Raw genomic sequence first — 25,328 nt, forward strand, 5'->3', positions numbered from 1 at the left:
CAATATGCAGAACATTAAAAAGAACAACATGAAAAGAAATAATTTTAAAGTTTGGCTTTTTATTTCTGCAACAATCATTTTTTGTGCTTTCACTTTTATAACGCTTATTGCCGCTGCAGCTGTTGAAGAAGGTACGGATGGAAACAGCTCTACAACAAGAGCAATAGCCAAATTATATTATATTTTTCGTTTTCCTACGCACAGCTTATTCTTTAGCTTTATGGATGGACATTTCTTCTTTCTAGGGCTAGGAATAAATTGTTTATTCTACGGTTTTATAATGGAAAGGGTCGTTTCTGCGTTTAGTAAAAGAAATTAAACAATATCCCTATATTTAGGCGTTTAAGGAACACATAAGTCAACCTTATTGCTATTCAACCCTTCCGAAAAGCACTAAAATTCCTTTCTAAACCCGACAGTAGCGGCAGCCCCGTCACCATTTTACATCGGGATCATGAGGGCTAAAGCGAATGGCGGGACTGTACCGGCCGAAAAGCACTGAGCGTTAATTTCCAAAATATTAATTTTATCTTCATTGCGAAACACAAAGCAATACAATTGCGATTTAAACTCATCTTAGGAAGATTGCTTCTTCGGCTGAAAAAGCCTTCTCGAAATGACGATTTTGCAAAAAAAAGCGTCCCTGAACTTAATCAGAAACGCTTTTTATATTCTCCCGAGACTCTCGACTCAGGAATCAGACTCAAGATTATTTCTTATCGTCTTCTTTTACTTCTTCAAAATCAACATCAGTAACGTTATCGCCACCACCTTGAGGCTGACCATCAGCTTGTGGCTGTTCGCCACCCTGAGGTTGCTCACCAGCTTTGTACATTTCTTCTGACGCTACGTTCCATGCAGCTTGCAATTCAGCTTGTGCTGCATCGATATCAGCAAAGTTACGTGATAGATGCGCTGCTTTCAATTTCTCTAAACCAGCTTCGATCGGTGCTTTTTTATCAGCAGATAATTTATCACCAAACTCTTTTAATTGTTTCTCAGTTGAGAAAATTAAAGCATCAGCACCGTTGATTTTATCAGCTTCTTCTTTCTGCTTAGCATCGTCTGCTGCATTAGCTTCAGCTTCTTCTTTCATTTTTTTGATCTCAGCATCAGTTAAACCTGAAGATGCTTCGATACGGATTTTTTGCTCTTTACCGGTCGCTTTATCTTTAGCACTAACGTGTAAGATACCGTTGGCATCAATATCAAACGATACTTCTACCTGAGGCACACCACGAGGTGCTGGTGGAATACCATCTAAAATAAAACGGCCAATTGTACGGTTTTGAGCAGCCATAGGACGCTCACCCTGTAAAATATGGATCTCTACCGAAGGCTGGTTATCAGCAGCAGTTGAGAAAGTCTCAGATTTTTTAGTAGGGATAGTTGTGTTAGACTCGATTAATTTAGTCATTACACCACCCATAGTTTCGATACCTAATGATAAAGGCGTAACGTCTAATAACAATACATCTTTTACATCACCAGTTAGCACACCACCTTGAATAGCAGCACCGATTGCCACAACCTCATCAGGGTTAACACCTTTACTTGGCTCTTTACCGAAGAAAGCTTTAACCGCTTCCTGAATAGCAGGGATACGTGTAGAACCACCTACCAGGATAATCTCGTCGATATCGCTTGTGCTTAAACCAGCATTTTTCAAAGCAGATTTACAAGGATCGATCGTACGTTTAATCAAACTATCAGCCAATTGCTCAAATTTAGCACGAGATAATGTACGTACTAAGTGTTTAGGGCCGCTGGCATCAGCAGTAATGTATGGTAAGTTAATTTCAGTTGAAGTTGTGCTCGATAACTCAATTTTAGCTTTCTCAGCAGCTTCTTTTAAACGTTGTAAAGCCATTGGATCTTTAGCTAAATCCATGCTGTTTTCAGCTTTGAATTCGCTTGTTAACCAATCGATAATAATGTGGTCAAAGTCATCACCACCTAAGTGAGTATCGCCATCAGTAGATTTTACTTCGAAAACGCCATCACCTAATTCTAAAACAGAAACGTCATGCGTACCACCACCACAGTCAAAAACAACGATTTTCATGTCTTTGTGTGCTTTATCCAAACCATAAGCTAAAGCAGCTGCAGTAGGCTCGTTAATGATACGTTTTACAGTTAAACCTGCAATCTCACCAGCTTCTTTAGTAGCCTGACGTTGTGCATCGTTAAAATAAGCTGGTACAGTAATTACTGCTTCAGTTACTTCCTGACCCAAGAAATCTTCAGCAGTTTTTTTCATTTTCTGTAAAATCATTGCAGAAATCTCTTGTGGAGTATATTTTCTGTCGTCGATTTCAACACGTGGTGTATTGTTATCACCTTTAACTACTTTATATGGTACACGTCCAGCTTCTTTCGCACTTTCGTCGTAGCTGTTACCCATAAAGCGTTTAATCGAATATATCGTTTTTGTTGGGTTGGTTATAGCCTGACGTTTAGCAGGCTCGCCAACCTTACGCTCACCGTTTTCTGCAAAAGCAACAATAGACGGTGTAGTACGTTTACCCTCACTGTTTGCGATAACTACAGGCTCGTTGCCCTCCATTACGCTTACGCAAGAGTTTGTTGTTCCTAAGTCTATTCCAATAATTTTTCCCATTGTATTTTTAATTTCTCTTTTTAAAGTATTATAATTTCTACTGCTATTAAACAATGCTTGTGCCAATTGGTTTTTGGCAGATAATATGGGTAAAAGACTGATAAAATGTAAAAAAAGAGCCTATAGTTTACTGACAGCATGACAGAAATAAGCTGAAAGACAAATGATTTGAAAATGAAAGTCGGCAGTGCTTCGGAGGCAGCAGTCCGTCCTAAAGGGACTCCTTTGGAGCTAATCGCTTTACTTCGTTTCACTCGTGCACGCTATTATCGGGTTTATTGAACAGCGTTTTTTTTTTCGCATCGGTGATTAAAACACAGGCAGAAATAATGAGTGATCATCTAAATGCCCTTAAAGTTTTATATCTTTAAATTACAATCAATCGGTGCAATCATTTAAATCTGTATAATCCAATCTATAATGCAATTAGCAGCTCAAATCGTAATCGGCTTAGTAGCCTTCATCCACATCTATATCCTTTGGTTAGAAATGTTTGCCTGGACCACCAAGGCACCGAAAGTATTTAAAACCATCCCTAAAGATTTATTTGTGCCAACAAAAACATTGGCGGCAAACCAGGGATTGTACAATGGCTTTTTAGCAGCAGGTTTAATTTGGTCGTTATGCATAACCGATCATCACTGGAAATTTTATGTGGCCATATTCTTTTTAACCTGTGTCATTATCGCGGGCATTTATGGCGCTGCTACGGCCAGTAAAAAAATTCTTTACGTACAATCGATACCTGCATTAATTGCGTTGATTTTGTTGCATCTGTAAGTTCGATACGATCCTATCGGTAGGTGTCTCACCGACTGAAAACACGCGGTTGATTTGATAGATCCTGAAATAAGTTCAGAATGACGATAACATCAATGGGCAAATTTTGCATCATAATTTAGTCATGGCTTTGCGTTTCTTTGCAAAAAACCCAGCGTTCTTTGCGGTTAACTACAACTCCAACAATCTTTCCAAATGATGGTAACCAATTCCAAAATATTCTTTACTGGCTTTAATCTTCTCCAAAATCGCTTTCTGCTCTTCAATCTTCGGACTTCCGACTAAAGACTTCAGACTTTTCTTAACCCCCACCACAAGCACATTTTTAGGTGTATGTGCATCCGAAATAAATTCGAAAACTTTGGTTTTATATCCGAAGTATTCTAAGATCAAGGCACGAATCCCATCTGTAACCATTTCGGCCTGGCGTTCTAAAAAGATGCCATATTTAGTTAAAAATGAAACATCATTCTTTACTTTATGTTGCTCAATTTCCCTGCGAATCTGTTTATGGCAACAAGGTGCAACAACAATTAGTTCGGCATTGGCTTTAATCCCTTTAAAAATAGCATCATCGGTAGCGGTATCACAGGCATGTAACGCAATTAAGAGATTCACATCCTCAGCATTATAATCTTCAATCGTTCCCTGAACAAAATTTAATCTATCGAAAGCAGATTTGGCAGCAACCTGATTACACAAATCAACCATATCCTGACGATACTCTACACCTACAACTTCAGTTTCCAATTTTAAAACCGAGTGAAGGTAATCGTACAATGCAAAAGTTAAATAGCCCTTGCCCGAGCCCATATCAGCCACCTTTTTAATACTACCCTCTGGTAATTCTTTAATTAAAGAGCTTAAAATTTCAATGTAATGGTTAATCTGGCGGAATTTATCCTGCGCGTTTTTAAATACCTTACCTTCTGCATCGGTGATTTTCAACTCCGTTAAATAAGACTTCGCATCAGGTTTAATCAACCTTGCTTTCTCTTTGTCGTGAGTGGCAGATGGGACTGCTGCACTTGATGCTTTACCTTCTCTAAAAACAACTTTGCCATTGTTCAGCTCCTCCAAAATCAGATCTTTTTCGGCAGTAAACAAAGTACCGATTTTAAAACCTTTTTCCAGATAATCAGTAATCAAATCTATTGCTTCATCAATTGCATAGTTTTTCACTACATCGCGGGTTTTATAGCGATAAGTAAAGGCCAGTTTATCTTCACGTTTAATCACAACTTTGCGGATAAGAATTTGCTTTAATGCTTCTTCTTCACCTTTGTAGTTCCCTAAAGATACCTTTACAAAAGTTGCTGCATTCAAACTTTCTTTTAAAGCTGCAGTAAATTGTTCTATATATTCTGACACTGGCATTGATAAATTTTAACGACAAAGATAATCAAGTTTATCCGGAGCAGAACATACCCTTGATAATGTAACAATAGAGCGACCATACAAAGGTTTATTTGATTAAAAACGGCTAATCCAGCGCTGACGTAATACGATTTAGAAATACGTATGAGCAATATTATCTATATTGATTCCAAAATAGCCGAACACTTTTATTTCAAAAAATTAAGCTTTAGATTAGAGTATATAAAAATAGCTAACCACAATTCATGAGTGACTTTCAGATAAAAAAATCGCCTACTGTTTATGATGCCATTGTTGTTGGCTCAGGTGCGGGTGGTGGAATGGCTGCATATGTTCTGGCACATGCAGGTCAAAAGGTTTTAATGCTCGAAGCTGGTCAAAATTTCGATCCGCGATTAGATTCACATCAATTAAAATGGCCTTGGGAATCTCCCCGTCGCGGTGCCAGTACTACGCGTCCATTTGGAGATTTTGATGCTTCTTATGGAGGATGGGAATTAGAGGGCGAGCCTTATACACAGAAAAACAAAAGCGAATTCGAATGGTTCCGTTCGCGGATGCTCGGTGGCCGTACCAATCACTGGGGACGAATTTCTTTACGGATGGGGCCGGACGATTTTAAACCTAAAGATGGTTTAACCGATGCCTGGCCCATTACCTACGCGGATGTAAAACCATTCTACGATAAAGTTGATCGTATGATCGGTATTTATGGAACAGCAGAAGGTTTAGAGAATGAACCTGATGGAATCTTTATGAAACCGCCAAAACCAAGATTAAACGAACTTTTCATCAAAAAAGGCGCAGAAAAAGCGGGAGTAAAAGTAATTACTGGTCGTGGGTCTGTACTTACCGAAGCCTTACCCAATAACAGCGATCGTGCACCTTGTTTCTACTGCGGTCAGTGTGGAAGAAGCTGTAAGGTTTATGGCGATTTTTCATCATCATCATGCTTGGTAAACCCTGCTGTAAAAACAGGAAACCTGACTGTGATTACTGATGCAATGGTGCGCGAAGTAATTACTGATAAAGATGGTACTGCAAAAGGCGTTTCATACGTAAACCGAAAAGACCTGCAAGAATACCAGGTAAATGGCAAACTCGTTATTTTAGGTGCGAGTGCCTGCGAATCTGCACGTATATTATTAAATTCAAAATCAACTTCTCACCCAAATGGCCTGGCCAATAGCAGTGGCGTGGTTGGAAAATACCTGCACGATTCTACGGGAGCAAGTGTTTCGGGCTTTCTTCCTCAGTTAATGGACAGAAAACGTTACAATGAAGATGGTTTGGGCAGTGTGCATATCTATTCACCCTGGTGGTTAGATAACCGTAAACTAAACTTCCCACGTGGTTACCATATCGAATATTGGGGTGGCATGGGTATGCCTGCATATGGCTTTGGCGGCGGTGTAGCCCAAATGAACGGAATGGTGCCCGGCAGAGATGGCAAAATGAAAGAAGCCGGAGGTTATGGGAAATCGTTAAAGGATGATTATCGCCGTTTCTATGGTACCGGTGTTGGCATGGCTGGTCGTGGAACAGCAATTGCCAGAGAAGGCAACTACTGTGAAATTGATCCGAACACGGTGGATAAATATGGTATTCCGGTTTTAAGGTTTAACTACAAATGGGACAAAGACGAAATCCTACAGGCTAAGCACATGCAAGAAACTTTCCTTTCGATAATGAAAGAAATGGGTGCCGTGGTTACCTCCGAAATTCAGGGCGCAGATACCAATTATGGTTTGCTTAACCCTGGAAAAATTATTCACGAAGTTGGAACCATCCGCATGGGCGACGATCCTAAAAAATCGGCTTTGAATAAATATTGCCAGGCGCACGACTGTAAAAACCTGTTTGTGGTTGATGCGGGTCCGTTTGTTCAACAAGGCGATAAAAATGCTACCTGGACTATCCTGGCACTATCGATGCGTACCGCAGAATATATTTTAGCTCAAAAGAAAAAACAAAATATTTAAAGAATTACCATATGAACAGACGTGATTCACTAAAAGCATTAGGTTTAACGGCCATCAGCACAACTGTGCTGCTCGATGCCTGTAAACAACCTGAAACAAAAACCGAAGTAGCCGCACCAGAAGAAACTGCAAAAGAAGCCGGAAGAGAACAGTGGGAAATAGACCGTGATAAGAAATTAAAAGCTGAAACCTTTTTCACTAAACATGAAATGGCTACCATTACAGTGCTTGCCGACATTATTATTCCTAAAGATGATGTATCAGGCAGTGCATCTGATGCTAAAGTGCCAGAGTTTATTGAATTTATTGTAAAAGATATTCCGGAACATAAAGTACCTATGCGTGGTGGCCTTAAATGGCTAGATGTATACAGCTTTAATAAATTTCAAAAATCATTTATTGAGGCATCGGAAGATCAACAAATTTCGATTGTAGATGAAATTGCATACCCTAAAAAAGCCAGACCGGAAATGCAGGCGGGTGTAACTTTTTTCAATAGAATGAGGAACTTAACAGCATCAGGTTTTTACACTACAGAAATTGGTGTAAAAGATATTGGTTATGTTGGTAATGCACCAAACCAGTGGGCCGGTGTTCCAGCAGACGTGCTAAAACAGTACGGAATGGAAAATGTGAAGGTATAGTCTCTTAAAAAAATCGTCATCTCGACTGGAGCTCAGTCCCGAACTTTCGGGAGAGAGATCTATAATAGATTTCTCGACTGCGTTGCACTCCGCTCGAAATGACGATATAATATTTTCGCCTCGATACGTATCCTCACGTATCGAAATACGATGGTTCGTGAAGACACGAACCACGGCTTATAGGATTACTCCACTATCAAAATCAAACCTTTTCCTTTTTCAATAGGGATAGATTTTCCATCAGGATAACTTCCCGAAGTTTGAAACTTATCAATTGCAGGAGCTGCTATTTTTACTTTACCGGCATCTAAACCCAGTTTGGCCCAATCGATGGTTAAATTAACGTTTACATCTCCTTCTGCCCAACTTGCCAATGCAATCATTGTTTTACCTTTTTGTTTGTAAACAGTTGCCAATACTTTAGGGTTATCGGTTTTAACCGGGCAGTTTTCGCTCCAGTAACCGATCATTTCAGATCCTTTTATGCCGAAATTGTCCCAAGCTCTCCACAATGGTTTTGGATCACTTTTGTCAGACCAGCCCAAGCGGCTTGTCATGCCATAAATCATACCACGCCAAGGGTTTCCATCATCCTGTAACATCTCTCCCATTAATCCAAAAGGGATTCCACTTACTTCTGTTAAAAAGAAATCGGGATTGTTTTTCTGGTAATCGAAATATTCGCCAAACCATAAACGGTTTAAATAAGGAAAATGCTCCAGGTATAAAATGGCACTGTTGTTAAAGCCATCACTTTTGTTGTACTGATTAGCAGAATGCAGGTCGATAATACCTGGGTGATTATCCTGTGTCAACACACGTTTTATGCGCTTCATGGTTACCCGATCGAAAGCTACATCATCTAAGTATACGCCGTCAATCCCGACATTGTTTACCAACCAGTTCATTCCTTCTACGTAATAGTTGTGCCAACGGTTCATTCCGCTGTTAATTACAGCCGCATCTTTAATTTCGGGTACAAACCAGGCGGCAATATAATTAGAATCTAAATGCTCCTGTAACCAGCTAAATCCTCCTCCTTTACCCGGAGAATATACTTCAGTTCCCAAACTTCTTAAAGCTGGCCACTCGTAAGCATGGTTCGAAAGCTCGCGAACAGTATTGTAAATTTTAACTTTTAAACCTTTCGAGTGTGCATTACCAATATAGTCTTTCATCTTTTTCCATTCTATAAATGGATAGTTGATCCAAGGGTTGATCGGTGTGGCATGGTGAATGTTCACTACTGTTGCGCCTTTAGCTTTGATCGTATCTAAATCACCATATTTATGATAGAAACGGTTATCCCATTGAAAATCGGTGTTAAGTAAATGGAAAGGTGTGATCAGTAAATTGAAATTATAATAAAGCACATCGCCTTTTTTCATGCTTCTTGCACCAGTAAAATTGTCGGCAAGCATCGAACTGCCTTTAACATTGATCTGGATACCACCTTTATCTCCATTACCCCACGATTTAGGCAATAATAAAGGCTTTTGAAGATAGAAATTAGTATTAAGCGGGCGAACATAGTTTTCGTCTCTTAAGTTGTAATACAGGCCCGCATTTACGTTCCCAATCCAAACAGCATCCTGGTTTTTATTCGCTACGTCCCATTTCCATTTTACGGTATCTGGTCTAACGCCGCCTTTTTCGCCTAGGCCCATCAAATACTTCGTAGACCCCTTATCAAATGGGATATGAAAATCGACATTACTGAATTCGACATCTTTTAAAGCGATTACTTTAACTACATAATGTACATAGCCATCAAACTCTAAAGCACCTTCTAAATCCATTTTCAGGTTTTCAGAAGTATTGGTTGCTTTCCATTTTACCGTTCCAGCTTCTTTACTGGTAATCTGGAAATTACTTGGTACAAATTTCTCCTGCGTTTTCGGGGTATTAAAAAAGTGAAAATGAATAGGTTCTGCCAGGATATTATTAGGTTTTTCGCTGTAAGCTGTCATCTCAGCATTAAAAAAGGTCTGAATCTGCTTAGGAAAACCATCGCTATTAATTTCGAATTTTCTACCTAAAAGCGAAATTACATTCCCATCAACAATTAGCGGTGTGTAAGGAGCTACAACTGTATTTGCTTGTGCTAAAGTAGAATTTAACCAGGTTAAGCGAGTCTGTTTATCTGGAGTTCCTACACCTGCATCGGATAAAACTTGATTACCTACTGTAATTTTGACATCGATTACTTTCGATTTTCCATTGGCTTTAACTGTAAATTTTCCGGCATAAATACCTGCAGCTGTATTTTTAGGAATGTTAACCGTAATCCACATTGGCTGAATTTTGCCAGAGGCTACATTTACGGTTTCAACCAAAGGTTTGTTATCATAACTTGTTCCATTGGTATTTAAGCAGTTGATATATTTTGAAGCAATTACTTTTCCAGCTGCATTTTTTAAATCACCGAAGCTAACCACTACATTTTTCAGATCTTTCAAAGCAAATATGCCTAATTGAAAAGCATAGTTTTCACCTTTGCCAGCCGAGCCTGTAAAAGTATTTGCAACACCTTTTTGCACCCAACGATAAGGTAAATCGTTCTGCATTTTGATTGGAAACATTCTGTCCTCTGGAAAAACGACAAAAGCTTCTGAAGCATATTTGGTCTTTATTGCAGCCGTTTCTTTATCCGTTGCAATTATTTCCATTGGATAAAAAGAGTTGAAAGCATCGATAGACTGGATCTCTACAACAGAAGCATTCACTTTAACCTGCTTTGCTGCCGTTAACCATGCCTGGTCAGGCTGTTTTGGTTTTAAGTAAACTCCTTTCGGATAATTACTTCTTCCCTCATTTTTATAAGCGAGGTAATATACGTAATACTTTCCTACTCCAGTTGCTTCGAAATAAACATCAGCACTTTCTCTTGTCAGTTTATCCGTACCTACAACAGAAACAGTTTTGCCATTGGCATCTTGTACAATGATTCCTTTTAATTCCGGATGTTCATCCCTCCGGCGCCAATCGATTTTAGCATGGGCAATTTTGCCTGTGCCAGCAAACTGCACAACAACTCTATGGTTACCTAACGAATCAGGGTTCCATGTATTATTACCATTGGTGTATTTTAGTGTTTGCGCATTAAGAGATAGCTGTCCGAAAAGACAGAGTAATAGAAAAAGCCTAAATTTCATTTCAAATTTGTTTTTGGCTAATTTATAGATACCTAGCTGAAATAAAGCTATGTAATGAAAAAATGAGACAAACGTTTGCTTGATTTCGTTTGGTTCATTGGTCAATAGTTCATTAGTGGCTATCATGTACCTAATGGAGTTATGTCATAGATTCATAGTGGTGTCAGATGTTTCCATCTGACGGCACAAAAAAGACAGAAAGAAAAGCCAAAAAAAAAGTCCTGCTCTTTCGAACAGGACTTTTTTGATCTTAAGGTGAATAAAATTATTCTCCTTTTGGTTCTTCAGTAGCAGGAGCTTCTTCAGCAGGAGCAACTTCTTCGGCAACTTCAGCTTTCGCTTCAGCAGCTTTAGGTGCAGCAGTAGCTTTACTTCTACCACGACGAGTTGTTTTCTTCTCTTCTTTAACCTCTGCATCTTTACCGTAAACTGTATTGTAGTCTACCAATTCAATTAAAGCCATTTCAGCGTTATCACCTAAACGGTTGTTTAATTTAATGATACGAGTGTAACCACCTGGACGGTTTGCAACTTTCTCAGCAATTTCGCGGAATAAGATTGTTACTACTTCTTTATCTTGTAAATAAGCAAATACTGTACGACGTGAGTGAGTAGTATCATTTTTTGATTTAGTGATAATTGGCTCAACATAAGTACGTAAAGCTTTAGCTTTAGCTAAAGTTGTTGTAATTCTTTTGTGCAAAATAAGTGATGAAGCCATGTTAGCTAACATCGCCTTTCTGTGGCTTGCGGTTCTACCTAAGTGGTTTACTTTTTTACCGTGTCTCATTGTTTTTTAATTGAGTGTATACCGTCTCTTTGCAATTAAGCTGAGGGAATTATACACTGTGAAAAATTATTTATTTTTCTAAGTCCCCTTTAGGGGATTTAGGGGTTATTCTTCGTCTAATTTAAATTTAGACAGGTTCATACCAAATGATAAACCTTTTGATTTTACTAATTCCTGGATCTCTGTTAAAGATTTTTTACCGAAGTTTCTGAATTTTAACATATCAGCCACATCGTAAGAAACCAAATCAGCTAAAGTACGGATATCAGCAGCTTTTAAGCAGTTTAATGCTCTAACTGAAAGATCCATATCTACTAACTCAGTTTTAAGGATTTTACGCATGTGTAAAATTTCCTCGTCAACTTCTTTAGTTTCTTCTTTAGCTTGAGATTCTAATACTAAATTCTCATCAGAGAATAACATAAAGTGTTGGATAAGGATCTTAGCCGCTTCTTTTAATGCTTCTTCTGGATGAATTGAGCCGTCAGTAGAGATATCTAAAACCAATTTTTCATAATCCGTTTTTTGCTCAACACGAAAGTTTTCGATCGTGTATTTTACATTTTTCATTGGAGTATAAATCGAATCGATTGCGATTACACCTACAACAGCATCAGCAACTTTATTTTCTTCAGCAGGTACATAACCACGTCCTTTATTGATGGTTAATTCCACTTCCAAAGTAACAGATTTATCCATGTTGCAAATTACATGCTCAGGGTTTAAAACTGTAAAGTTGTTAGAGAATTTAGTGATATCACCAGCTTTAAACTGATCTTGACCATTAACGATGATGAAAACTTTTTCAGAATCACCTGAATCACCTGTTTTCTTAAAACGAACTTGTTTTAAGTTTAAGATAATATCAGTTAAATCTTCTACAACACCTTTCATGGTAGAAAACTCGTGAGAAACGCCTGAAAAACGAATAGTAGTAATAGCATAACCTTCTAATGAAGAAAGTAAAATTCTTCTTAAGGCATTACCAATTGTTACACCGAAACCGGGCTCTAAAGGACGAAATTCAAATGTGCCATCGAAATCGGTTGATTTCTGCATGATCACTTTGTCTGGTTTCTGAAATGCTAAAATTGCCATTTATATTTTTTTAAATTCGTTATTGAATATATAGTAATATGAAAAAAGTTAATTACCCTTTTGAGGTAATTAACCAGATCATTTATTACTTTGAGTACAACTCGATGATTAAGTTTTCCTTGATGTTTTCAGGAATCTCATCACGTTGAGGGTAGGTTAAGAATTTACCAGTTAATTCACTAGCGTTCCACTCTAACCAAGCAAACTTATTAATCGTTCTACCTGCAACTGAGTTACTAATTGATTCTAAAGATTTAGATTTTTCACGAACAGCAACCACATCACCAGCTTTTAACTGATATGAAGGGATATTTACAACTTCACCATTCACGGTAACGTGTTTATGGCTAACTAACTGGCGTGCACCAGAACGGGTTGTTGAAATACCTAAACGGTAAACTGTGTTATCTAAACGTGCTTCTAATAACTGAAGTAAGTTATCACCGGTAATACCAGCACGAGAAGATGCTTTTTTAAACAAGTTACTGAATTGTTTTTCTAATACACCATAAGTATATTTTACTTTTTGTTTCTCCATTAACTGGATAGCATATTCAGATTGTTTTCCTCTTCTTTTTGATGAGCCATGTTGCCCAGGAGGATAATTTTTTCTGTCTAACACCTTATCAGGACCGAAGATTGGTTCTCTGAATTTACGGGCGATTTTTGATTTTGGGCCTGTATATCTTGCCATTTTTTTTCTGTTTTAAAGTATCATCCAACCTGAAGCTGGAGATTCTTAGCTTTAAAATTAATTAAACTCTTCTCTTTTTAGGAGGACGACATCCGTTGTGAGGAAGTGGAGTAATATCTTTAATAGATGTTACTTCGATACCTGCTACTTGCAATGTTCTGATTGCAGATTCACGACCTGAACCCGGACCTTTTACAAATACTTCAACTTTACGTAAACCTAAATCAAACGCAACTTTACCACAATCTGAAGCTGCTTGACCAGCTGCATATGGTGTATTCTTTTTAGAACCTTTAAAGCCCATTTTACCAGCAGAAGACCATGAAATAGTCTGTCCGTTGTTGTTTGTTAAGGTAACGATAATGTTGTTGAAAGTAGCATTGATATGCGCCTGACCAACAGACTCAATTACAACGATACGTTTTTTTGTTACTTTTTTACTCTTAGCCATTTTATCTTTTAGATTTTAGATATGAGACTTGAGATATGAGACTTTCTCTACCCCGACACTCAGTATCCTACTTTTTATCTTTTATTCCAGATTTGAGCAGATTTTAAAGATATGGTGCTCACATCTAAAATCTCATATCTCATATCTATCTATTACTTAGTAGCTTTTTTCTTGTTAGCAACTGTTTTTCTCTTACCCTTACGAGTACGTGAGTTGTTTTTAGTACGCTGACCACGAGAAGGTAAACCTTTTCTGTGACGTAAACCACGGTAGCAACCAATATCCATTAAACGTTTGATGTTTAACTGAACCTCTGAGCGCAAAGCACCTTCTACTTTAATCTCATCGTTAATCATTGTACGGATTGCTGATAACTCATCATCAGACCAGTCTTGTACTTTTTTGTTTAAATCGATACCTGCCGTAGTTAAAATACGTTGAGCAGTTGTTCTACCAATTCCGTAGATATAGGTTAAACCGATCTCTCCTCTTTTGTTTCTTGGTAAATCAATACCTGAAATCCTTGCCATATTTGTTTATGTTTTAAGTAATTCCGAACGGCGGGCCACCGTTGTGCGGTTTATTACAATATTCTTAATTACCCTTGACGTTGCTTGTATTTAGGATTTTTCTTGTTGATTACGTAAAGTTTACCTTTACGGCGAATAATCTTACAATCAGCGCTACGTTTTTTAATTGATGATCTAACTTTCATTTTATTTGTATCTATAAGTAATGCGTCCCTTTGTTAAATCATAAGGAGACATTTCCAATTTAACTTTATCTCCAGGAAGAATTTTGATGTAGTGCATCCTCATCTTTCCTGAAATATGCGCAATAATCTCATGCCCGTTCTCGAGTTCTACCCGGAACATCGCATTGGATAATGCTTCTCTTATTACTCCGTCTTGTTCAATTGAGGCTTGTTTAGCCATATTTTATTGATTGTTACTTAATTAGCTGCTTCTAAACAGGGTTGCAAAATTAAATAAAAAATTTTAATTATTTATTTTTTTTGTTGTAAAACTTCTTCTATTATAGAAAACGTTGATAAAACATCTGCTTTGCCCTTTTTTACGGCTACTGTGTGTTCAAAATGTGCCGATGGTTTATTGTCTTTACTGGTTACTGTCCATCCATCGTTATGGAATTTAACACCGGCTACGCCTGCATTGATCATGGGTTCTATCGCAATTACCATTCCTTCTTCAAGTTTTGGTCCTGCACCACGTTTCCCATAATTCGGAACTTCTGGTTTCTCGTGAAGTTTTACACCAACACCATGTCCAACAAGCTCTCTTACTACCCCAAATCCATTAGCTTCTGCATATTGCTGAACAGCGAAACCGATATCACCGATACGCATACCAACAACAGCTTTTTCTATACCCAATTCCAGGCAACGTTTAGTAACCTCAATCAATTTCTGTTTTTCGGCATCAATTTCCCCGATAGAGAAAGTGTAGGCCGAATCGCCAAAATAATTGTTTTTAATTACCCCACAATCAACTGAAATTAAGTCGCCCTCCTGGATTACGTACTCGCTTGGAAAACCATGAACAACCTGTTCATTTGGCGAAATACATAAAGAATTAGGGAAACCATTATAGTTTAAAAATGCTGGAATCGCTCCGTGGTCACTTATAAACTCGTAGGCTAGTTTATCTAATTGGATAGTAGTCATGCCTGCTTTTATCACCTTGGCCACTTCGGCTAAAGTTTTAGAAACAAGCATGGAACTTTCTCTTATTAACTCGATCTCCTCAAGAGATTTGTAATAAATTTTAGACATCCGTTACACTACAACGCTGCGTTGCTACTTGCAGCAGGAACACCTGTTCTGCCAGTAACTCTACCCGTTTTCATCAAACCATCATAATGGCGCATCAATAAATAACTTTCGATCTGCTGTAAAGTATCCAATACAACACCAACTAAAATCAATAAAGAAGTACCACCGAAGAAGTGCGCAAACTCTTGTTTAATGCCGAACTTAACCGCCAACGAAGGTAAAATAGCAATGATCGCTAAAAATACTGCACCTGGGAAAGTAATTTTAGAAATTACATCATCAATAAAAGTTGATGTTGCAAAACCTGGTTTAACACCTGGGATAAAACCACCGTTTTTCTTCATATCATCACTCATTTGAGTTGGATTAACTGTAATTGCAGTATAGAAGAAAGTAAATGCGATAATTAAAAATGCGAACGTTAAGCTATAAGCCAACGAAGTGGTATTGCTGAACTGGATTAACCAAGAACCTTGTAATGAAGGAACAAACTGCATTAAAGCACCTGGAATAAACATTAACGCTTGAGCGAAAATGATCGGCATAACACCGGCAGCATTTACCTTTAAAGGAATGTACTGACGAACACCACCAAACTGGCGGTTACCAACAATTTTCTTTGCGTATTGTACAGGTACTTTACGTACACCTTGAACAATTAAGATGGTAAACATTACCACAGCAAATAATGCAACGATCTCTAAAACCAATGCAACCGGGCCTCCACCTTCACTAGATGAACCCACACGTGCACTAAATTCTTGAGAAATTGCAACTGGTAAACGGGCAATAATACCAACCATGATGATTAGTGATGTACCGTTACCAATACCTTTATCAGTAATTTTTTCACCCAACCACATTACAAATAATGTACCTGCTGTTAATACAAACGTAGATAACACTAAGAATAAAGTATTTGGTAATAAAATAGCTTCTGCCGGAACTTGCGTTTTAACGTAACCAACAGATTGAACGATTGTGATCGCTACCGTTAGGTAACGGGTAATCTGGTTCATTTTCTTTCTACCACTTTCGCCCTCTTTCTGCATTTTTTGGAAAGAAGGAACAGCAATACCCAATAGTTGCACCACAATCGATGCAGAGATATAAGGCATTACCCCCAATGCTAAAATAGACACACGAGAGAAAGAACCTCCGGCAAACATATCTAGTAAGCCTAAGATTCCTGATTTTTCGTTATTGCCTAAAGCAGTTGGATCTACACCTGGTAAAACCACGTGAGATACGAAACGGTATACCAAAAGAATTAAGAGCGTAAACAATATACGCTCTTTTAATTCCTGAATTTTCCAGATATTACTTAAAGTAGTAAATAGCTTCTTCATTTAATAATTACAATTTTACAATAGAACCACCTGCAGCTTCAATAGCTTTTTGTGCGGTTGCAGAGAACGCATGTGCTGTAATTTCTAGCTTTGCTTTAACTTCACCACGACCTAAAATTTTAACTAAGTCGTTTTTAGAAGCTAAACCATGTGCTTGTAAAGCAGCGAAATCGATAGTTGTTAAGCTGTGTTTTTCAGCTAAAGCTTGTAAAACATCTAAGTTTACACCAACATATTCTGTACGGTTGATTGGTTTGAAACCAACTTTAGGCACACGACGTTGTAAAGGCATTTGACCACCTTCAAAACCGATTTTGGTTTTGTGACCTGAACGAGAACCCGCACCCTTGTGACCACGAGTTGAAGTACCGCCACGACCAGAACCTGTACCACGACCAATTCTTTTGCTGTTTTTTGTAGAACCTACTGCAGGTTTTAAATTACTTAAATTCATTTCTTTGAATTTGTGTTGCCCTTCGCTTTCACTAAACAGGTACAACGATTAAACATATATAAAGGTAGTACAGGCTTTTACCCATACTACCTTTAAAACTTTTACTAAATTGCTTCGATTGCTACCAAATGGTTCACTTTGCGAACCATACCGATAATTTGTGGAGTAGCTTCAACCTCAACACTTTGGTTCATTTTAGATAAACCCAAAGCCTGAACGGTTCTTTTTTGGCGCTCGCTTCTGTCGATAACGCTTTTTACTTGTGTTATTTTGATCTTAGCCATGATATTATCCGTTAAATACTTTGTTTAAATCTATACCACGAGTTTGAGCTACTGTATAAGCATCACGCATTTTGGTTAATGCATCAACAGTTGCTTTTACCACGTTGTGTGGGTTAGATGATCCTTTAGATTTTGCCAATACGTTATGCACGCCAGCACTCTCTAATACAGCACGCATCGCACCACCAGCAATTACTCCGGTACCTACTGCAGCTGGTTTGATTAAAACAAAACCACCTGAGAATTTACCAATTTGCTCGTGAGGAACAGTACCGTTTAAAATTGGAACTTTTACCAAGTTCTTTTTAGCATCATCCACACCTTTAGCGATTGCTTCAGTTACCTCTTTCGCTTTACCCAAACCGAAACCAACAACACCGTTTTCATCACCTACAACAACAATTGCTGAGAAGCTGAAAGTACGGCCACCTTTGGTTACTTTGGCAACGCGTTGTATACTAACCAAACGATCCTTTAATTCGATATCGGTGGTTTTTACTCTTTTTATATTAATAGTTGACATCTTACTTTTTCTTCAGATTAAAATACTAAACCAGCTTCGCGGGCACCCTCTGCCAACGATTTTACACGACCGTGGTATAAATAGCCATTTCTATCGAAAACAACTTCTTTAACACCTGCAGCGATTGCTTTTTCGGCAACTAATTTGCCTACTGCTACCGACTGATCGCTTTTGTTTCCAGTACCAGTAAAATCTTTCGATAATGATGATGCTGATGCTATTGTTTTACCGGTTACATCGTTAATTACCTGCGCATAAATCCCTTTATTGCTTCTATATACAGATAACCTTGGACGTTCTTCCGAACCGGTAAGTCTTTTTCTGATCCCTTTTTTAATACGATCTCTTCTTGATAATTTTTTACCTGCCATGATTACTATTTTTTAGATGCTGATTTACCTGCTTTTCTTCTTAACACTTCACCTACAAACTTGATACCTTTACCTTTATATGGCTCTGGTGCACGTAACGAACGGATTTTCGCTGCTACCTGACCGATCAATTGTTTGTCAATACTTTCTAAAATGATTTTAGGCGTTTGACCTTTTTCTGAAGATGTAGTTACTTTAATCTCTTCTGGTAATTGGAATACATAGTGGTGAGAATAACCTAAAACCAGATCTAGTGTGTTACCTTGGTTTGTAGCACGGTAACCAACACCTACTAATTCTTGAGTTAATTTATAACCTTCTGTAACACCAACAACCATGTTGTTAAGCAATGAGCGATATAAACCGTGTAATGCTTTGTGTTTCTTTTGTTCTGAAGGACGTTGAACTGTTAAAATTCCGTCTTCCTGACTTACAGTGATATCTGAATCTACTGCTTGTGTTAATTCACCTTTAGGACCTTTTACAGTTACTACGTTATCTTTTGATACGGTAATTGTAACACCTGCAGGGATTGTAATTGGGGCTTTTCCTATTCTTGACATTGTGCTGTTCTCCTAATATTAATAAACGTGACACAATACCTCACCACCAATGTTTAATTTGGCTGCTTCTTTATCGGTCATTACACCTTTAGAAGTAGATAAGATTGCGATACCTAAACCGTTTAATACTCTTGGCATATTTTCAACACCAGCATAGTTTCTCAAACCTGGTTTACTTACTCGCACTAATGTACGAATAGCAGGAACTTTAGTAATCGGATTGTATTTCAAAGCGATTTTAATGGTGCCTTGAACTGTAGTATCTTCAAACTTGTAGTTCGCGATGTAACCTTTGTCAAAAAGAACTTTAGTAATTTCTTTTTTAAGGTTTGATGCAGGAATTTCTACAACACGGTGGTTGGCCTTAATGGCATTCCTTACTCTTGTTAAATAATCTGCTATTGGATCTGTATTCATTTTTTATTGTTTTTGATAGTGGTTTCCTTTCCCGATCTCACATCGGGATGGGACCTGCTACCGGTTAAAATTCTTTTTTTAGTATATAGACATAAGTATCAAGTATCAAGACCAGATTGGTTTCTTGATACTTGATACTAAATACTTTATACTAGTTGCATTACCAAGATGCTTTTTTAACACCTGGTATTTTACCGTCTAGTGCCATCTGGCGGAACGTTACCCTTGAAATACCAAAGGTACGCATATATCCACGAGGGCGACCAGTTAATTTACAACGGTTGTGTAAACGTACCGGAGATGAGTTTTTAGGTAATTTATCTAAACCCTCGAAATCTCCTGCAGCTTTTAATACTGCACGTTTTTCAGCGTATCTAGCTACCAATTTTTGGCGCTTAACTTCGCGTGCTTTTACACCTTCTTTTGCCATTATTCTGCTGTTTTTTGATTTTTAAATGGTAATCCGAATTGTTTCAATAACTCAAGCGCCTCAACGTCAGATTTTGCCGAAGTTACGAAAGTTATATCCATACCTAAAATTTTATTGATTTTATCGATATTAATCTCAGGGAAGATGATTTGCTCAGTAACACCTAACGTATAGTTACCTTTTCCATCAAATCCTTTATCATTAATACCTTTGAAATCGCGGATACGAGGCAAAGCTACAGAGATCAAACGATCTAAGAACTCGTACATGTTGTTATCGCGCAATGTAACACGTACACCTACTGGCATACCTTTACGTAATTTAAAGTTAGAGATATCTTTCTTTGAATTAGCCGGAACCGCTTGCTGACCAGTAATGGTAGTCAACTCAACGATAGTGGTATCCATAATTTTCTTATCAGTAACAGAAAAACGACCAACACCCTGATTGATACAGATTTTTTCCAATTTTGGAACCTGCATTACAGTTTTGTACTGAAATTTTTCTTTTAGTGCATTTACAACTTCTTCTTTGTATTTGCTTTTTAATCTAGGTGTAGCCATTATTTAATCTCCTCTCCTGAAATTTTAGCAACTCTAACTAATTTACCATCTGCGTTAAGTTTACGACCTACGCGGGTAGCTTTACCAGATTTTGGATCAACCAACATCAAGTTAGAAATGTGAAGAGCAGCTTCTTTTTTAATAATACCACCGTTAGGATTAGCAGCATTTGGTTTAGTATGTTTAGATACTAAGTTAATGCCTTCTACAATGGCTCTGTTTTTATCTATAAGTACTGAAAGTACTTTTCCTTGTTGACCTTTTGAATCGCCAGCAATGACTTTAACTAAATCTCCTGTGCGGATTTTAAGTTTTGATGGTGTATTTACTTTGTTTCCCATTTTATAATACCTCCGGTGCTAATGATACAATTTTCATGAATTGTTTTTCACGTAGTTCTCTCGCAACCGGGCCAAAGATACGTGTACCTCTTGGCTCATCCTGTGCGTTCAATAATACAGCAGCATTATCGTCAAAACGGATATAAGAACCATCTTTACGACGGATTTCTTTTTTAGTTCTTACAACAACTGCTTTAGAAACTGTACCTTTTTTAATGTTACCTGATGGTAACGCGCTTTTTACGGTAACAACTACTTTATCACCAATTGAAGCATAACGTTTGCCGGTTCCACCTAGCACGCGAATTACCAATACTTCTTTTGCGCCGCTGTTATCAGCAACGTTTAATCTCGATTCCTGTTGTACCATCTTATTTAGCTCTTTCTAAAATTTGTACCAATCTCCAGTTCTTGTTTTTACTCAAAGGACGAGTTTCCATAATCAATACTGTATCACCGATACCGCATTCGTTTTTCTCGTCGTGAGCCATAAATTTGGTAGTTTTCTTTACGAACTTACCATAAATCGGGTGTTTTACTTTACGCTCCACGCTCACTACAACAGATTTATCCATCTTGTTGCTTACCACTAACCCGGTTCTTGTTTTTCTTAATTGTCTTTCCATGTCGACTCTCAAATTATTTAGTTTCAGTAGCTGACTCAGTGTTTTTCACTTTAGTCAACGCAGTGTTTAAACGGGCTATGTCTTTCCTTACTTTTGCAATGCGTGAAGGATTTTCGATAGCTGAAATAGTGTGAGCGAACTTCAATTTTGATAAGTTCTCTTTTTCTTCCGCAATCTTAGCTACTAATTCTTCTTTTGAAAGCCCTGTGATTTCTGAATTTTTCATTTTTCTTTTTCTTTTACGTTGAGTGTAGCGGTTATAATAAACAAGTATTTACAACATTCACCTCAACACTTTACTATGCTTCTACGTAATCTCTACGTACTACGAATTTGGTTTGGATCGGTAATTTCTGAGCTGCTAAACGCAATGCTTCTTTAGCAACTTCTAAAGGCACACCTTCAGCTTCGAAAATTACACGTCCTGGTCTTACAACTGCTACCCAATACTCAGGAGCACCTTTACCTTTACCCATACGTACCTCAGCAGGTTTTTTAGTTACCGGTTTGTCCGGGAAGATCCTGATCCATACTTGGCCTTCACGTTTCATGAAACGAGTTACGGCAATACGGGCAGCCTCTATCTGACGACTTGTGATCCAAGTAGCTTCTAGAGATTTGATACCGAAAGATCCGAATGCTAACTCAGCTCCACGAGAAGCTAAACCCTTCATTCTGCCTTTTTGCATCTTCCTGAACTTCGTTCTTTTTGGCTGTAACATTTTATTTTGTTCTAATCGTTAAACGATGTTAATAAATCAATTATTTACGAGGACCTCTGTTAGCGCCTGCGCCACCACCTCTGTTTGCACCACCTTGGCCTGGACCACGACCACCGCCTTGGTTTCCACCACGTCTGTCGTTACCACCGCTACGTCTGTCGTTACCACCACCACGGTTATCTCTTCCACCGAAAGCTGGTTTATCTGATTGGCCTTTTGGACCGTTGTTTGCTGCACCAATGTTTGGAGACAAATCACGTTTTCCATAAACCTCACCTTTACAGATCCAAACTTTAACACCTATTTTACCATAAGTAGTTAAGGCTTCAGCTAAAGCGTAGTCGATATCAGCACGGAATGTATGCAAAGGCACTCTTCCTTCTTTGTACTGCTCAGTACGTGCCATCTCAGCACCACCTAAACGACCAGAAGTCATGATTTTGATACCTTCAGCACCCATACGCATGGTTGATGCGATAGAAGATTTCATTGCTCTACGGAATGAGATCCTTGCTTCTAATTGTTTTGCAACACCTTCTGCAACTAATTGTGCATCAAGCTCTGGGCGTTTAATTTCGAAGATGTTAATTTGAATTTCCTTTTTAGTTAATTTCTTTAACTCTTCTTTAATTTTATCAACCTCAGCACCTGCTTTACCGATTACGATACCTGGACGAGCTGTGTGGATAGTTACCGTGATACGTTTTAACGTACGCTCGATTACTACTTTTGCAACACCGCCTTTAGCGATACGGGCAGAAAGGTATTTTCTTATTTTCTCATCTTCAACTAATTTATCGGAGTAGTTGTTGCCACCGAACCAGTTAGAATCCCATCCTTTGATGATACCTAACCTGTTACCTATTGGATTTGCTTTTTGTCCCATTTCCTAAAATTAGTTTTGAGTTGTTTCTGTACTTTTACTATCTACAATCAGCGTTACGTGGTTAGAACGTTTACGAATTCTATATCCACGGCCTTGAGGAGCTGGACGTAAGCGTTTTAACTGACGGCCACCATCAACCATAACTGTTTTTACAAAAAGTTGGTTTTCTTCAGGGCGGGCACCTTCATTTTTAGATTCCCAGTTTTTGATAGCAGATAATAATAATTTCTCAACTCTTATTGCTGCTTCTTTATTGGTAAACTTTAAAATGCTTAATGCTTTTTCTACACGTTCACCTCTGATAAGATCTACAACCAAACGCATCTTACGCGGTGAGGTTGGACAATTGTTTAATTTTGCTATTGCTTCCATTGTCTAATTATTTTTTCTTTTCAGCGTGTCCTCTGAATGTTCTGGTTGGAGCAAATTCTCCCAACTTGTGACCAACCATGTTTTCTGTTACGTACACAGGGATAAATTTATTTCCGTTGTGTACAGCAAATGTATGATTCACGAAATCTGGTGATATCATTGATCTGCGAGACCAAGTTTTGATTACAGACTTTTTGCCTGAATCATTCATAGAGTTTACTTTTTTCTCTACGTTATGGTCAATATAAGGTCCTTTTTTTATCGAACGAGCCATTATTTCTTCCTTCTCTCTATGATGTAACGATTAGAATATTTTTTAAGTTCTCTGGTTTTAAAGCCTTTAGCTAAAACACCATTTCTTGAACGTGGGTGACCACCTGATGATCTACCTTCACCACCACCCATTGGGTGATCGACAGGGTTCATCGCTACCGGTCTAGTTCTCGGACGACGGCCCAACCAACGTTTACGACCTGCTTTACCTAATACTTCGTTTGCGTGATCTGAGTTAGATACTGCACCGATAGTAGCAAGACAAGTAGTCAAGATTAAACGGGTTTCGCCTGAAGGCATTTTTAAAGTAGCATATTTACCATCGCGGGCAGCTAATTGTGCGTAAGCACCTGCACTACGAGCTAATTGTGCTCCTTTTCCAGGGTGGATCTCTACGTTGTGTACGATAGAACCTAATGGAATGTTCGATAATTTTAAAGTGTTACCTACTTCTGGTGCTGCTTTGTCGCCCGATAATAATACCGAACCAACTTGCAATCCTTCAGGAGCGATGATATAACGCTTCTCGCCATCTGCATAGTGTAATAATGCGATGCGGGCAGTACGGTTTGGATCGTATTCAACAGTAGCTACTGTTGCAGGAATATCGAATTTATCGCGTTTGAAATCGATTAAACGATATGATTTTTTGTGACCACCGCCCATGTAGCGCATAGTCATTTTTCCTGTGTTGTTACGTCCACCAGACTTTTTTGATGATACAACCAATGATTTTTCGGGCTTGGTTGCTGTAATCTCCGTAAAACTAGCACCAACTCTGAAGCGGGTACCTGGAGTAACTGGTTTAAATTTTCTTAAGCCCATAGTTATAATGAATTATTAAATTAAAGGGTTGCGTAATAATCTATTGTTTCGCCGTCTTTTAACGTTACGATTGCTTTTTTGTATTTCGGGCTACGGCCAGATACAAAACCTGCTTTAGTGTAACGAGATTTAGCTTTTCCATCAACAACCATAGTGTTAACTGCAACGATGGTTACACCGTACAATTTCTCAATTGCTTGTTTAATCTGGATTTTGTTAGCCTTGTGGTTAACGCTAAATGTGAAACGGTTAGATTTCTCAGTTAAAGCTGAAGCTTTTTCGGTTAATATTGGTTTTTTTAAAATTTCCATATTATTTGGCAAACGCCTCCTCCAAAGTTTTAACAGAATCAGCAGTTAACACAAGTACACCAGCGTTTAATACATCATAAGTATTTAAATCTGCTGCCGAGATTACTTTAGTTTTCTGAATGTTTCTGCTTGATAAATAGATATTATTATTTTGCGCAGGTAAAACCAATAAAGTTTTTTGAGTACCTACGTTTAACGCAGCCAATAAACTTGTATAGTTTTTAGTTTTAGCTGTATCGAAGTTGAAATCTTCTAAAACTACCACGTTGTTGTCTTTTGCTTTATAAGCCAAAGCAGATTTACGTGCTAATGATTTTAATTTCTTGTTCAATTTAAAGCTATAATCACGTGGCTGAGGACCGAAAACACGACCACCACCGTTAAATAACGGAGATTTAATGCTACCAGCACGGGCACCACCTGTACCTTTTTGTTTGTATAGTTTGCGAGTTGAACCAGCAATCTCATTACGTTGTTTAGATTTGTGAGTACCTTGACGTTGATTAGCCAAATACTGTTTTACATCTAAATAAATCGCGTGGTCGTTAGGCTCGATACCAAATACCGATTCAGGAAGCTGCACCTTGGCACCTGTTTCTTTACCTGAAATGTTTAATACTTTAACTTCCATCTGA

Annotated in this window: 35 protein-coding genes; 4 read left to right on the forward strand and 31 right to left on the reverse strand. The window is 38.1% G+C overall.

What is annotated here, in order from left to right:
• The first annotated feature begins 28 nt into the window (after positions 1 to 28).
• Positions 29 to 319: a hypothetical protein gene (locus ASU31_RS09720; RefSeq protein ID WP_157257956.1), complete on the forward strand. Its 291-nt coding sequence runs from the start codon at positions 29 to 31 to the stop codon at positions 317 to 319.
• A gap of 390 nt (positions 320 to 709) precedes the next feature.
• On the opposite strand, the gene dnaK is transcribed toward ASU31_RS09720, so the two are convergent.
• Positions 710 to 2,620 carry a molecular chaperone DnaK gene (gene dnaK / locus ASU31_RS09725; protein ID WP_057932249.1) on the reverse strand — a complete coding sequence of 637 codons (1,911 nt, stop codon included), beginning with the start codon at positions 2,618 to 2,620 and terminating at the stop codon, positions 710 to 712.
• Positions 2,621 to 3,040: 420 nt separating this feature from the next.
• Between dnaK and ASU31_RS09730 the strand changes: the two genes are divergently transcribed.
• Positions 3,041 to 3,400, forward strand: coding sequence for a DUF1304 domain-containing protein (locus tag ASU31_RS09730; protein ID WP_057932144.1), 360 nt, complete (start codon positions 3,041 to 3,043; stop codon positions 3,398 to 3,400).
• Positions 3,401 to 3,571: 171 nt separating this feature from the next.
• On the opposite strand, the gene ASU31_RS09735 is transcribed toward ASU31_RS09730, so the two are convergent.
• On the reverse strand, positions 3,572 to 4,777 hold the full coding sequence (locus tag ASU31_RS09735) for a class I SAM-dependent methyltransferase (RefSeq protein WP_057932145.1): 1,206 nt from the start codon (positions 4,775 to 4,777) through the stop codon (positions 3,572 to 3,574).
• A 245-nt stretch (positions 4,778 to 5,022) separates the two neighbouring features.
• On the opposite strand from ASU31_RS09735, the gene ASU31_RS09740 reads away from it, so the two are divergent.
• Entirely contained in the window at positions 5,023 to 6,759 is a 1,737-nt protein-coding gene (locus ASU31_RS09740) for a GMC family oxidoreductase (protein ID WP_057932146.1), read from the forward strand.
• Between the two features lie 11 nt (positions 6,760 to 6,770).
• Positions 6,771 to 7,403, forward strand: coding sequence for a gluconate 2-dehydrogenase subunit 3 family protein (locus ASU31_RS09745; protein WP_057932147.1), 633 nt, complete (start codon positions 6,771 to 6,773; stop codon positions 7,401 to 7,403).
• Between the two features lie 185 nt (positions 7,404 to 7,588).
• Here the strand turns inward: ASU31_RS09745 and ASU31_RS09750 are convergent, their stop codons facing one another.
• The 29 genes from ASU31_RS09750 to rplD form a co-directional block, all read right to left on the reverse strand.
• Positions 7,589 to 10,558: a glycoside hydrolase domain-containing protein gene (locus ASU31_RS09750; RefSeq protein WP_057932250.1), complete on the reverse strand. Its 2,970-nt coding sequence runs from the start codon at positions 10,556 to 10,558 to the stop codon at positions 7,589 to 7,591.
• 265 nt (positions 10,559 to 10,823) lie between these two features.
• Positions 10,824 to 11,348 (reverse strand): 50S ribosomal protein L17, encoded by a 525-nt coding sequence (gene rplQ / locus ASU31_RS09755; protein ID WP_029278659.1) that lies wholly within the window; start codon positions 11,346 to 11,348, stop codon positions 10,824 to 10,826.
• 105 nt (positions 11,349 to 11,453) lie between these two features.
• Positions 11,454 to 12,446: a DNA-directed RNA polymerase subunit alpha gene (locus ASU31_RS09760; RefSeq protein ID WP_025145205.1), complete on the reverse strand. Its 993-nt coding sequence runs from the start codon at positions 12,444 to 12,446 to the stop codon at positions 11,454 to 11,456.
• 85 nt (positions 12,447 to 12,531) lie between these two features.
• Complete coding sequence (gene rpsD, locus ASU31_RS09765) at positions 12,532 to 13,140, reverse strand: 30S ribosomal protein S4 (RefSeq protein ID WP_029282720.1); 609 nt, start codon at positions 13,138 to 13,140, stop codon at positions 12,532 to 12,534.
• A gap of 61 nt (positions 13,141 to 13,201) precedes the next feature.
• Positions 13,202 to 13,591, reverse strand: a complete 390-nt coding sequence (gene rpsK, locus ASU31_RS09770; protein WP_025145207.1) for a 30S ribosomal protein S11 — start codon at positions 13,589 to 13,591, stop codon at positions 13,202 to 13,204.
• A gap of 152 nt (positions 13,592 to 13,743) precedes the next feature.
• Positions 13,744 to 14,121: a 30S ribosomal protein S13 gene (gene rpsM / locus ASU31_RS09775; RefSeq protein ID WP_010599886.1), complete on the reverse strand. Its 378-nt coding sequence runs from the start codon at positions 14,119 to 14,121 to the stop codon at positions 13,744 to 13,746.
• A gap of 68 nt (positions 14,122 to 14,189) precedes the next feature.
• Entirely contained in the window at positions 14,190 to 14,306 is a 117-nt protein-coding gene (gene rpmJ, locus ASU31_RS27185; protein ID WP_010599887.1) for a 50S ribosomal protein L36, read from the reverse strand.
• 1 nt (position 14,307) lies between these two features.
• Entirely contained in the window at positions 14,308 to 14,526 is a 219-nt protein-coding gene (gene infA, locus ASU31_RS09780) for a translation initiation factor IF-1 (protein ID WP_010599888.1), read from the reverse strand.
• Between the two features lie 71 nt (positions 14,527 to 14,597).
• A complete protein-coding gene (gene map, locus ASU31_RS09785) occupies positions 14,598 to 15,383 on the reverse strand; it encodes a type I methionyl aminopeptidase (RefSeq protein ID WP_057932148.1) in 786 nt (261 codons plus the stop codon).
• An 8-nt stretch (positions 15,384 to 15,391) separates the two neighbouring features.
• Positions 15,392 to 16,732: a preprotein translocase subunit SecY gene (gene secY, locus ASU31_RS09790; RefSeq protein WP_029278656.1), complete on the reverse strand. Its 1,341-nt coding sequence runs from the start codon at positions 16,730 to 16,732 to the stop codon at positions 15,392 to 15,394.
• A gap of 7 nt (positions 16,733 to 16,739) precedes the next feature.
• Entirely contained in the window at positions 16,740 to 17,186 is a 447-nt protein-coding gene (rplO, locus tag ASU31_RS09795; protein WP_025145210.1) for a 50S ribosomal protein L15, read from the reverse strand.
• A 104-nt stretch (positions 17,187 to 17,290) separates the two neighbouring features.
• Positions 17,291 to 17,470 (reverse strand): 50S ribosomal protein L30, encoded by a 180-nt coding sequence (gene rpmD, locus ASU31_RS09800; protein WP_010599892.1) that lies wholly within the window; start codon positions 17,468 to 17,470, stop codon positions 17,291 to 17,293.
• A gap of 4 nt (positions 17,471 to 17,474) precedes the next feature.
• On the reverse strand, positions 17,475 to 17,993 hold the full coding sequence (gene rpsE, locus ASU31_RS09805; protein ID WP_010599893.1) for a 30S ribosomal protein S5: 519 nt from the start codon (positions 17,991 to 17,993) through the stop codon (positions 17,475 to 17,477).
• Positions 17,994 to 18,010: 17 nt separating this feature from the next.
• Positions 18,011 to 18,364 carry a 50S ribosomal protein L18 gene (gene rplR / locus ASU31_RS09810; protein WP_029278655.1) on the reverse strand — a complete coding sequence of 118 codons (354 nt, stop codon included), beginning with the start codon at positions 18,362 to 18,364 and terminating at the stop codon, positions 18,011 to 18,013.
• 5 nt (positions 18,365 to 18,369) lie between these two features.
• A complete protein-coding gene (gene rplF, locus ASU31_RS09815) occupies positions 18,370 to 18,927 on the reverse strand; it encodes a 50S ribosomal protein L6 (RefSeq protein ID WP_057932149.1) in 558 nt (185 codons plus the stop codon).
• An 18-nt stretch (positions 18,928 to 18,945) separates the two neighbouring features.
• The gene (gene rpsH / locus ASU31_RS09820; protein ID WP_010599896.1) at positions 18,946 to 19,344 is read right to left on the reverse strand and encodes a 30S ribosomal protein S8; all 399 of its coding nucleotides are present in this window, start codon (positions 19,342 to 19,344) and stop codon (positions 18,946 to 18,948) included.
• A gap of 160 nt (positions 19,345 to 19,504) precedes the next feature.
• Entirely contained in the window at positions 19,505 to 19,774 is a 270-nt protein-coding gene (gene rpsN, locus ASU31_RS09825; protein ID WP_025145214.1) for a 30S ribosomal protein S14, read from the reverse strand.
• Positions 19,774 to 20,340, reverse strand: coding sequence for a 50S ribosomal protein L5 (rplE, locus tag ASU31_RS09830; RefSeq protein ID WP_086547740.1), 567 nt, complete (start codon positions 20,338 to 20,340; stop codon positions 19,774 to 19,776). Before rplE ends, rpsN begins: the two co-directional genes overlap by 1 nt.
• On the reverse strand, positions 20,337 to 20,678 hold the full coding sequence (rplX, locus tag ASU31_RS09835) for a 50S ribosomal protein L24 (protein ID WP_029278653.1): 342 nt from the start codon (positions 20,676 to 20,678) through the stop codon (positions 20,337 to 20,339). The genes rplE and rplX overlap by 4 nt, the downstream gene beginning before the upstream one ends.
• Before the next feature lies 1 nt (position 20,679).
• Positions 20,680 to 21,048: a 50S ribosomal protein L14 gene (gene rplN, locus ASU31_RS09840; RefSeq protein ID WP_010599900.1), complete on the reverse strand. Its 369-nt coding sequence runs from the start codon at positions 21,046 to 21,048 to the stop codon at positions 20,680 to 20,682.
• Between the two features lies 1 nt (position 21,049).
• The gene (gene rpsQ, locus ASU31_RS09845) at positions 21,050 to 21,304 is read right to left on the reverse strand and encodes a 30S ribosomal protein S17 (RefSeq protein ID WP_010599901.1); all 255 of its coding nucleotides are present in this window, start codon (positions 21,302 to 21,304) and stop codon (positions 21,050 to 21,052) included.
• A 13-nt stretch (positions 21,305 to 21,317) separates the two neighbouring features.
• Positions 21,318 to 21,530, reverse strand: coding sequence for a 50S ribosomal protein L29 (gene rpmC, locus ASU31_RS09850; RefSeq protein ID WP_029278652.1), 213 nt, complete (start codon positions 21,528 to 21,530; stop codon positions 21,318 to 21,320).
• A 73-nt stretch (positions 21,531 to 21,603) separates the two neighbouring features.
• Entirely contained in the window at positions 21,604 to 22,026 is a 423-nt protein-coding gene (gene rplP / locus ASU31_RS09855; RefSeq protein ID WP_010599903.1) for a 50S ribosomal protein L16, read from the reverse strand.
• 40 nt (positions 22,027 to 22,066) lie between these two features.
• Positions 22,067 to 22,912, reverse strand: coding sequence for a 30S ribosomal protein S3 (gene rpsC / locus ASU31_RS09860; protein WP_057932150.1), 846 nt, complete (start codon positions 22,910 to 22,912; stop codon positions 22,067 to 22,069).
• A gap of 9 nt (positions 22,913 to 22,921) precedes the next feature.
• The gene (gene rplV, locus ASU31_RS09865; RefSeq protein ID WP_029278650.1) at positions 22,922 to 23,284 is read right to left on the reverse strand and encodes a 50S ribosomal protein L22; all 363 of its coding nucleotides are present in this window, start codon (positions 23,282 to 23,284) and stop codon (positions 22,922 to 22,924) included.
• A 7-nt stretch (positions 23,285 to 23,291) separates the two neighbouring features.
• A complete protein-coding gene (gene rpsS / locus ASU31_RS09870) occupies positions 23,292 to 23,558 on the reverse strand; it encodes a 30S ribosomal protein S19 (RefSeq protein WP_010599906.1) in 267 nt (88 codons plus the stop codon).
• A complete protein-coding gene (gene rplB, locus ASU31_RS09875) occupies positions 23,558 to 24,382 on the reverse strand; it encodes a 50S ribosomal protein L2 (RefSeq protein ID WP_057932151.1) in 825 nt (274 codons plus the stop codon). Before rplB ends, rpsS begins: the two co-directional genes overlap by 1 nt.
• 20 nt (positions 24,383 to 24,402) lie before the next feature.
• Entirely contained in the window at positions 24,403 to 24,693 is a 291-nt protein-coding gene (gene rplW / locus ASU31_RS09880) for a 50S ribosomal protein L23 (protein WP_029278648.1), read from the reverse strand.
• 1 nt (position 24,694) lies between these two features.
• Positions 24,695 to 25,324, reverse strand: a complete 630-nt coding sequence (rplD, locus tag ASU31_RS09885) for a 50S ribosomal protein L4 (protein ID WP_029278647.1) — start codon at positions 25,322 to 25,324, stop codon at positions 24,695 to 24,697.
• Between the last annotated feature and the right edge of the window lie 4 nt (positions 25,325 to 25,328).

Source organism: Pedobacter ginsenosidimutans, from assembly GCF_001442625.1.
GTDB lineage: Bacteria > Bacteroidota > Bacteroidia > Sphingobacteriales > Sphingobacteriaceae > Pedobacter > Pedobacter ginsenosidimutans.

Coding starts and splice junctions, on each gene's coding strand:
- rplV (WP_029278650.1), bottom strand. CDS start 23,284: ATGGAAGCAATAGCAAAATTAAACAATTGTCCAACCTCACCGCGTAAG.
- rpsK (WP_025145207.1), bottom strand. CDS start 13,591: ATGGCTAAGAGTAAAAAAGTAACAAAAAAACGTATCGTTGTAATTGAG.
- ASU31_RS09730 (WP_057932144.1), top strand. CDS start 3,041: ATGCAATTAGCAGCTCAAATCGTAATCGGCTTAGTAGCCTTCATCCAC.
- infA (WP_010599888.1), bottom strand. CDS start 14,526: ATGGCTAAACAAGCCTCAATTGAACAAGACGGAGTAATAAGAGAAGCA.
- ASU31_RS09745 (WP_057932147.1), top strand. CDS start 6,771: ATGAACAGACGTGATTCACTAAAAGCATTAGGTTTAACGGCCATCAGC.
- secY (WP_029278656.1), bottom strand. CDS start 16,732: ATGAAGAAGCTATTTACTACTTTAAGTAATATCTGGAAAATTCAGGAA.
- rplW (WP_029278648.1), bottom strand. CDS start 24,693: ATGGAAATTTTAAAAAAACCAATATTAACCGAAAAAGCTTCAGCTTTA.
- rpsE (WP_010599893.1), bottom strand. CDS start 17,993: ATGTCAACTATTAATATAAAAAGAGTAAAAACCACCGATATCGAATTA.
- ASU31_RS09750 (WP_057932250.1), bottom strand. CDS start 10,558: ATGAAATTTAGGCTTTTTCTATTACTCTGTCTTTTCGGACAGCTATCT.
- rplF (WP_057932149.1), bottom strand. CDS start 18,927: ATGTCAAGAATAGGAAAAGCCCCAATTACAATCCCTGCAGGTGTTACA.
- ASU31_RS09740 (WP_057932146.1), top strand. CDS start 5,023: ATGAGTGACTTTCAGATAAAAAAATCGCCTACTGTTTATGATGCCATT.
- dnaK (WP_057932249.1), bottom strand. CDS start 2,620: ATGGGAAAAATTATTGGAATAGACTTAGGAACAACAAACTCTTGCGTA.
- ASU31_RS09760 (WP_025145205.1), bottom strand. CDS start 12,446: ATGGCAATTTTAGCATTTCAGAAACCAGACAAAGTGATCATGCAGAAA.
- rpsQ (WP_010599901.1), bottom strand. CDS start 21,304: ATGGAAAGACAATTAAGAAAAACAAGAACCGGGTTAGTGGTAAGCAAC.
- rplD (WP_029278647.1), bottom strand. CDS start 25,324: ATGGAAGTTAAAGTATTAAACATTTCAGGTAAAGAAACAGGTGCCAAG.
- rplN (WP_010599900.1), bottom strand. CDS start 21,048: ATGGTACAACAGGAATCGAGATTAAACGTTGCTGATAACAGCGGCGCA.
- rplP (WP_010599903.1), bottom strand. CDS start 22,026: ATGTTACAGCCAAAAAGAACGAAGTTCAGGAAGATGCAAAAAGGCAGA.
- rpsC (WP_057932150.1), bottom strand. CDS start 22,912: ATGGGACAAAAAGCAAATCCAATAGGTAACAGGTTAGGTATCATCAAA.
- ASU31_RS09735 (WP_057932145.1), bottom strand. CDS start 4,777: ATGCCAGTGTCAGAATATATAGAACAATTTACTGCAGCTTTAAAAGAA.
- rpsS (WP_010599906.1), bottom strand. CDS start 23,558: ATGGCTCGTTCGATAAAAAAAGGACCTTATATTGACCATAACGTAGAG.
- rplX (WP_029278653.1), bottom strand. CDS start 20,678: ATGGGAAACAAAGTAAATACACCATCAAAACTTAAAATCCGCACAGGA.
- rplR (WP_029278655.1), bottom strand. CDS start 18,364: ATGGCAGGTAAAAAATTATCAAGAAGAGATCGTATTAAAAAAGGGATC.
- rpsN (WP_025145214.1), bottom strand. CDS start 19,774: ATGGCAAAAGAAGGTGTAAAAGCACGCGAAGTTAAGCGCCAAAAATTG.
- rplQ (WP_029278659.1), bottom strand. CDS start 11,348: ATGAGACACGGTAAAAAAGTAAACCACTTAGGTAGAACCGCAAGCCAC.
- rpmJ (WP_010599887.1), bottom strand. CDS start 14,306: ATGAAAGTTAGATCATCAATTAAAAAACGTAGCGCTGATTGTAAGATT.
- rplB (WP_057932151.1), bottom strand. CDS start 24,382: ATGGGCTTAAGAAAATTTAAACCAGTTACTCCAGGTACCCGCTTCAGA.
- map (WP_057932148.1), bottom strand. CDS start 15,383: ATGTCTAAAATTTATTACAAATCTCTTGAGGAGATCGAGTTAATAAGA.
- rpsM (WP_010599886.1), bottom strand. CDS start 14,121: ATGGCAAGGATTTCAGGTATTGATTTACCAAGAAACAAAAGAGGAGAG.
- rplO (WP_025145210.1), bottom strand. CDS start 17,186: ATGAATTTAAGTAATTTAAAACCTGCAGTAGGTTCTACAAAAAACAGC.
- rpmC (WP_029278652.1), bottom strand. CDS start 21,530: ATGAAAAATTCAGAAATCACAGGGCTTTCAAAAGAAGAATTAGTAGCT.
- rpsH (WP_010599896.1), bottom strand. CDS start 19,344: ATGAATACAGATCCAATAGCAGATTATTTAACAAGAGTAAGGAATGCC.
- rpsD (WP_029282720.1), bottom strand. CDS start 13,140: ATGGCAAGATATACAGGCCCAAAATCAAAAATCGCCCGTAAATTCAGA.
- rpmD (WP_010599892.1), bottom strand. CDS start 17,470: ATGGCTAAGATCAAAATAACACAAGTAAAAAGCGTTATCGACAGAAGC.
- ASU31_RS09720 (WP_157257956.1), top strand. CDS start 29: ATGAAAAGAAATAATTTTAAAGTTTGGCTTTTTATTTCTGCAACAATC.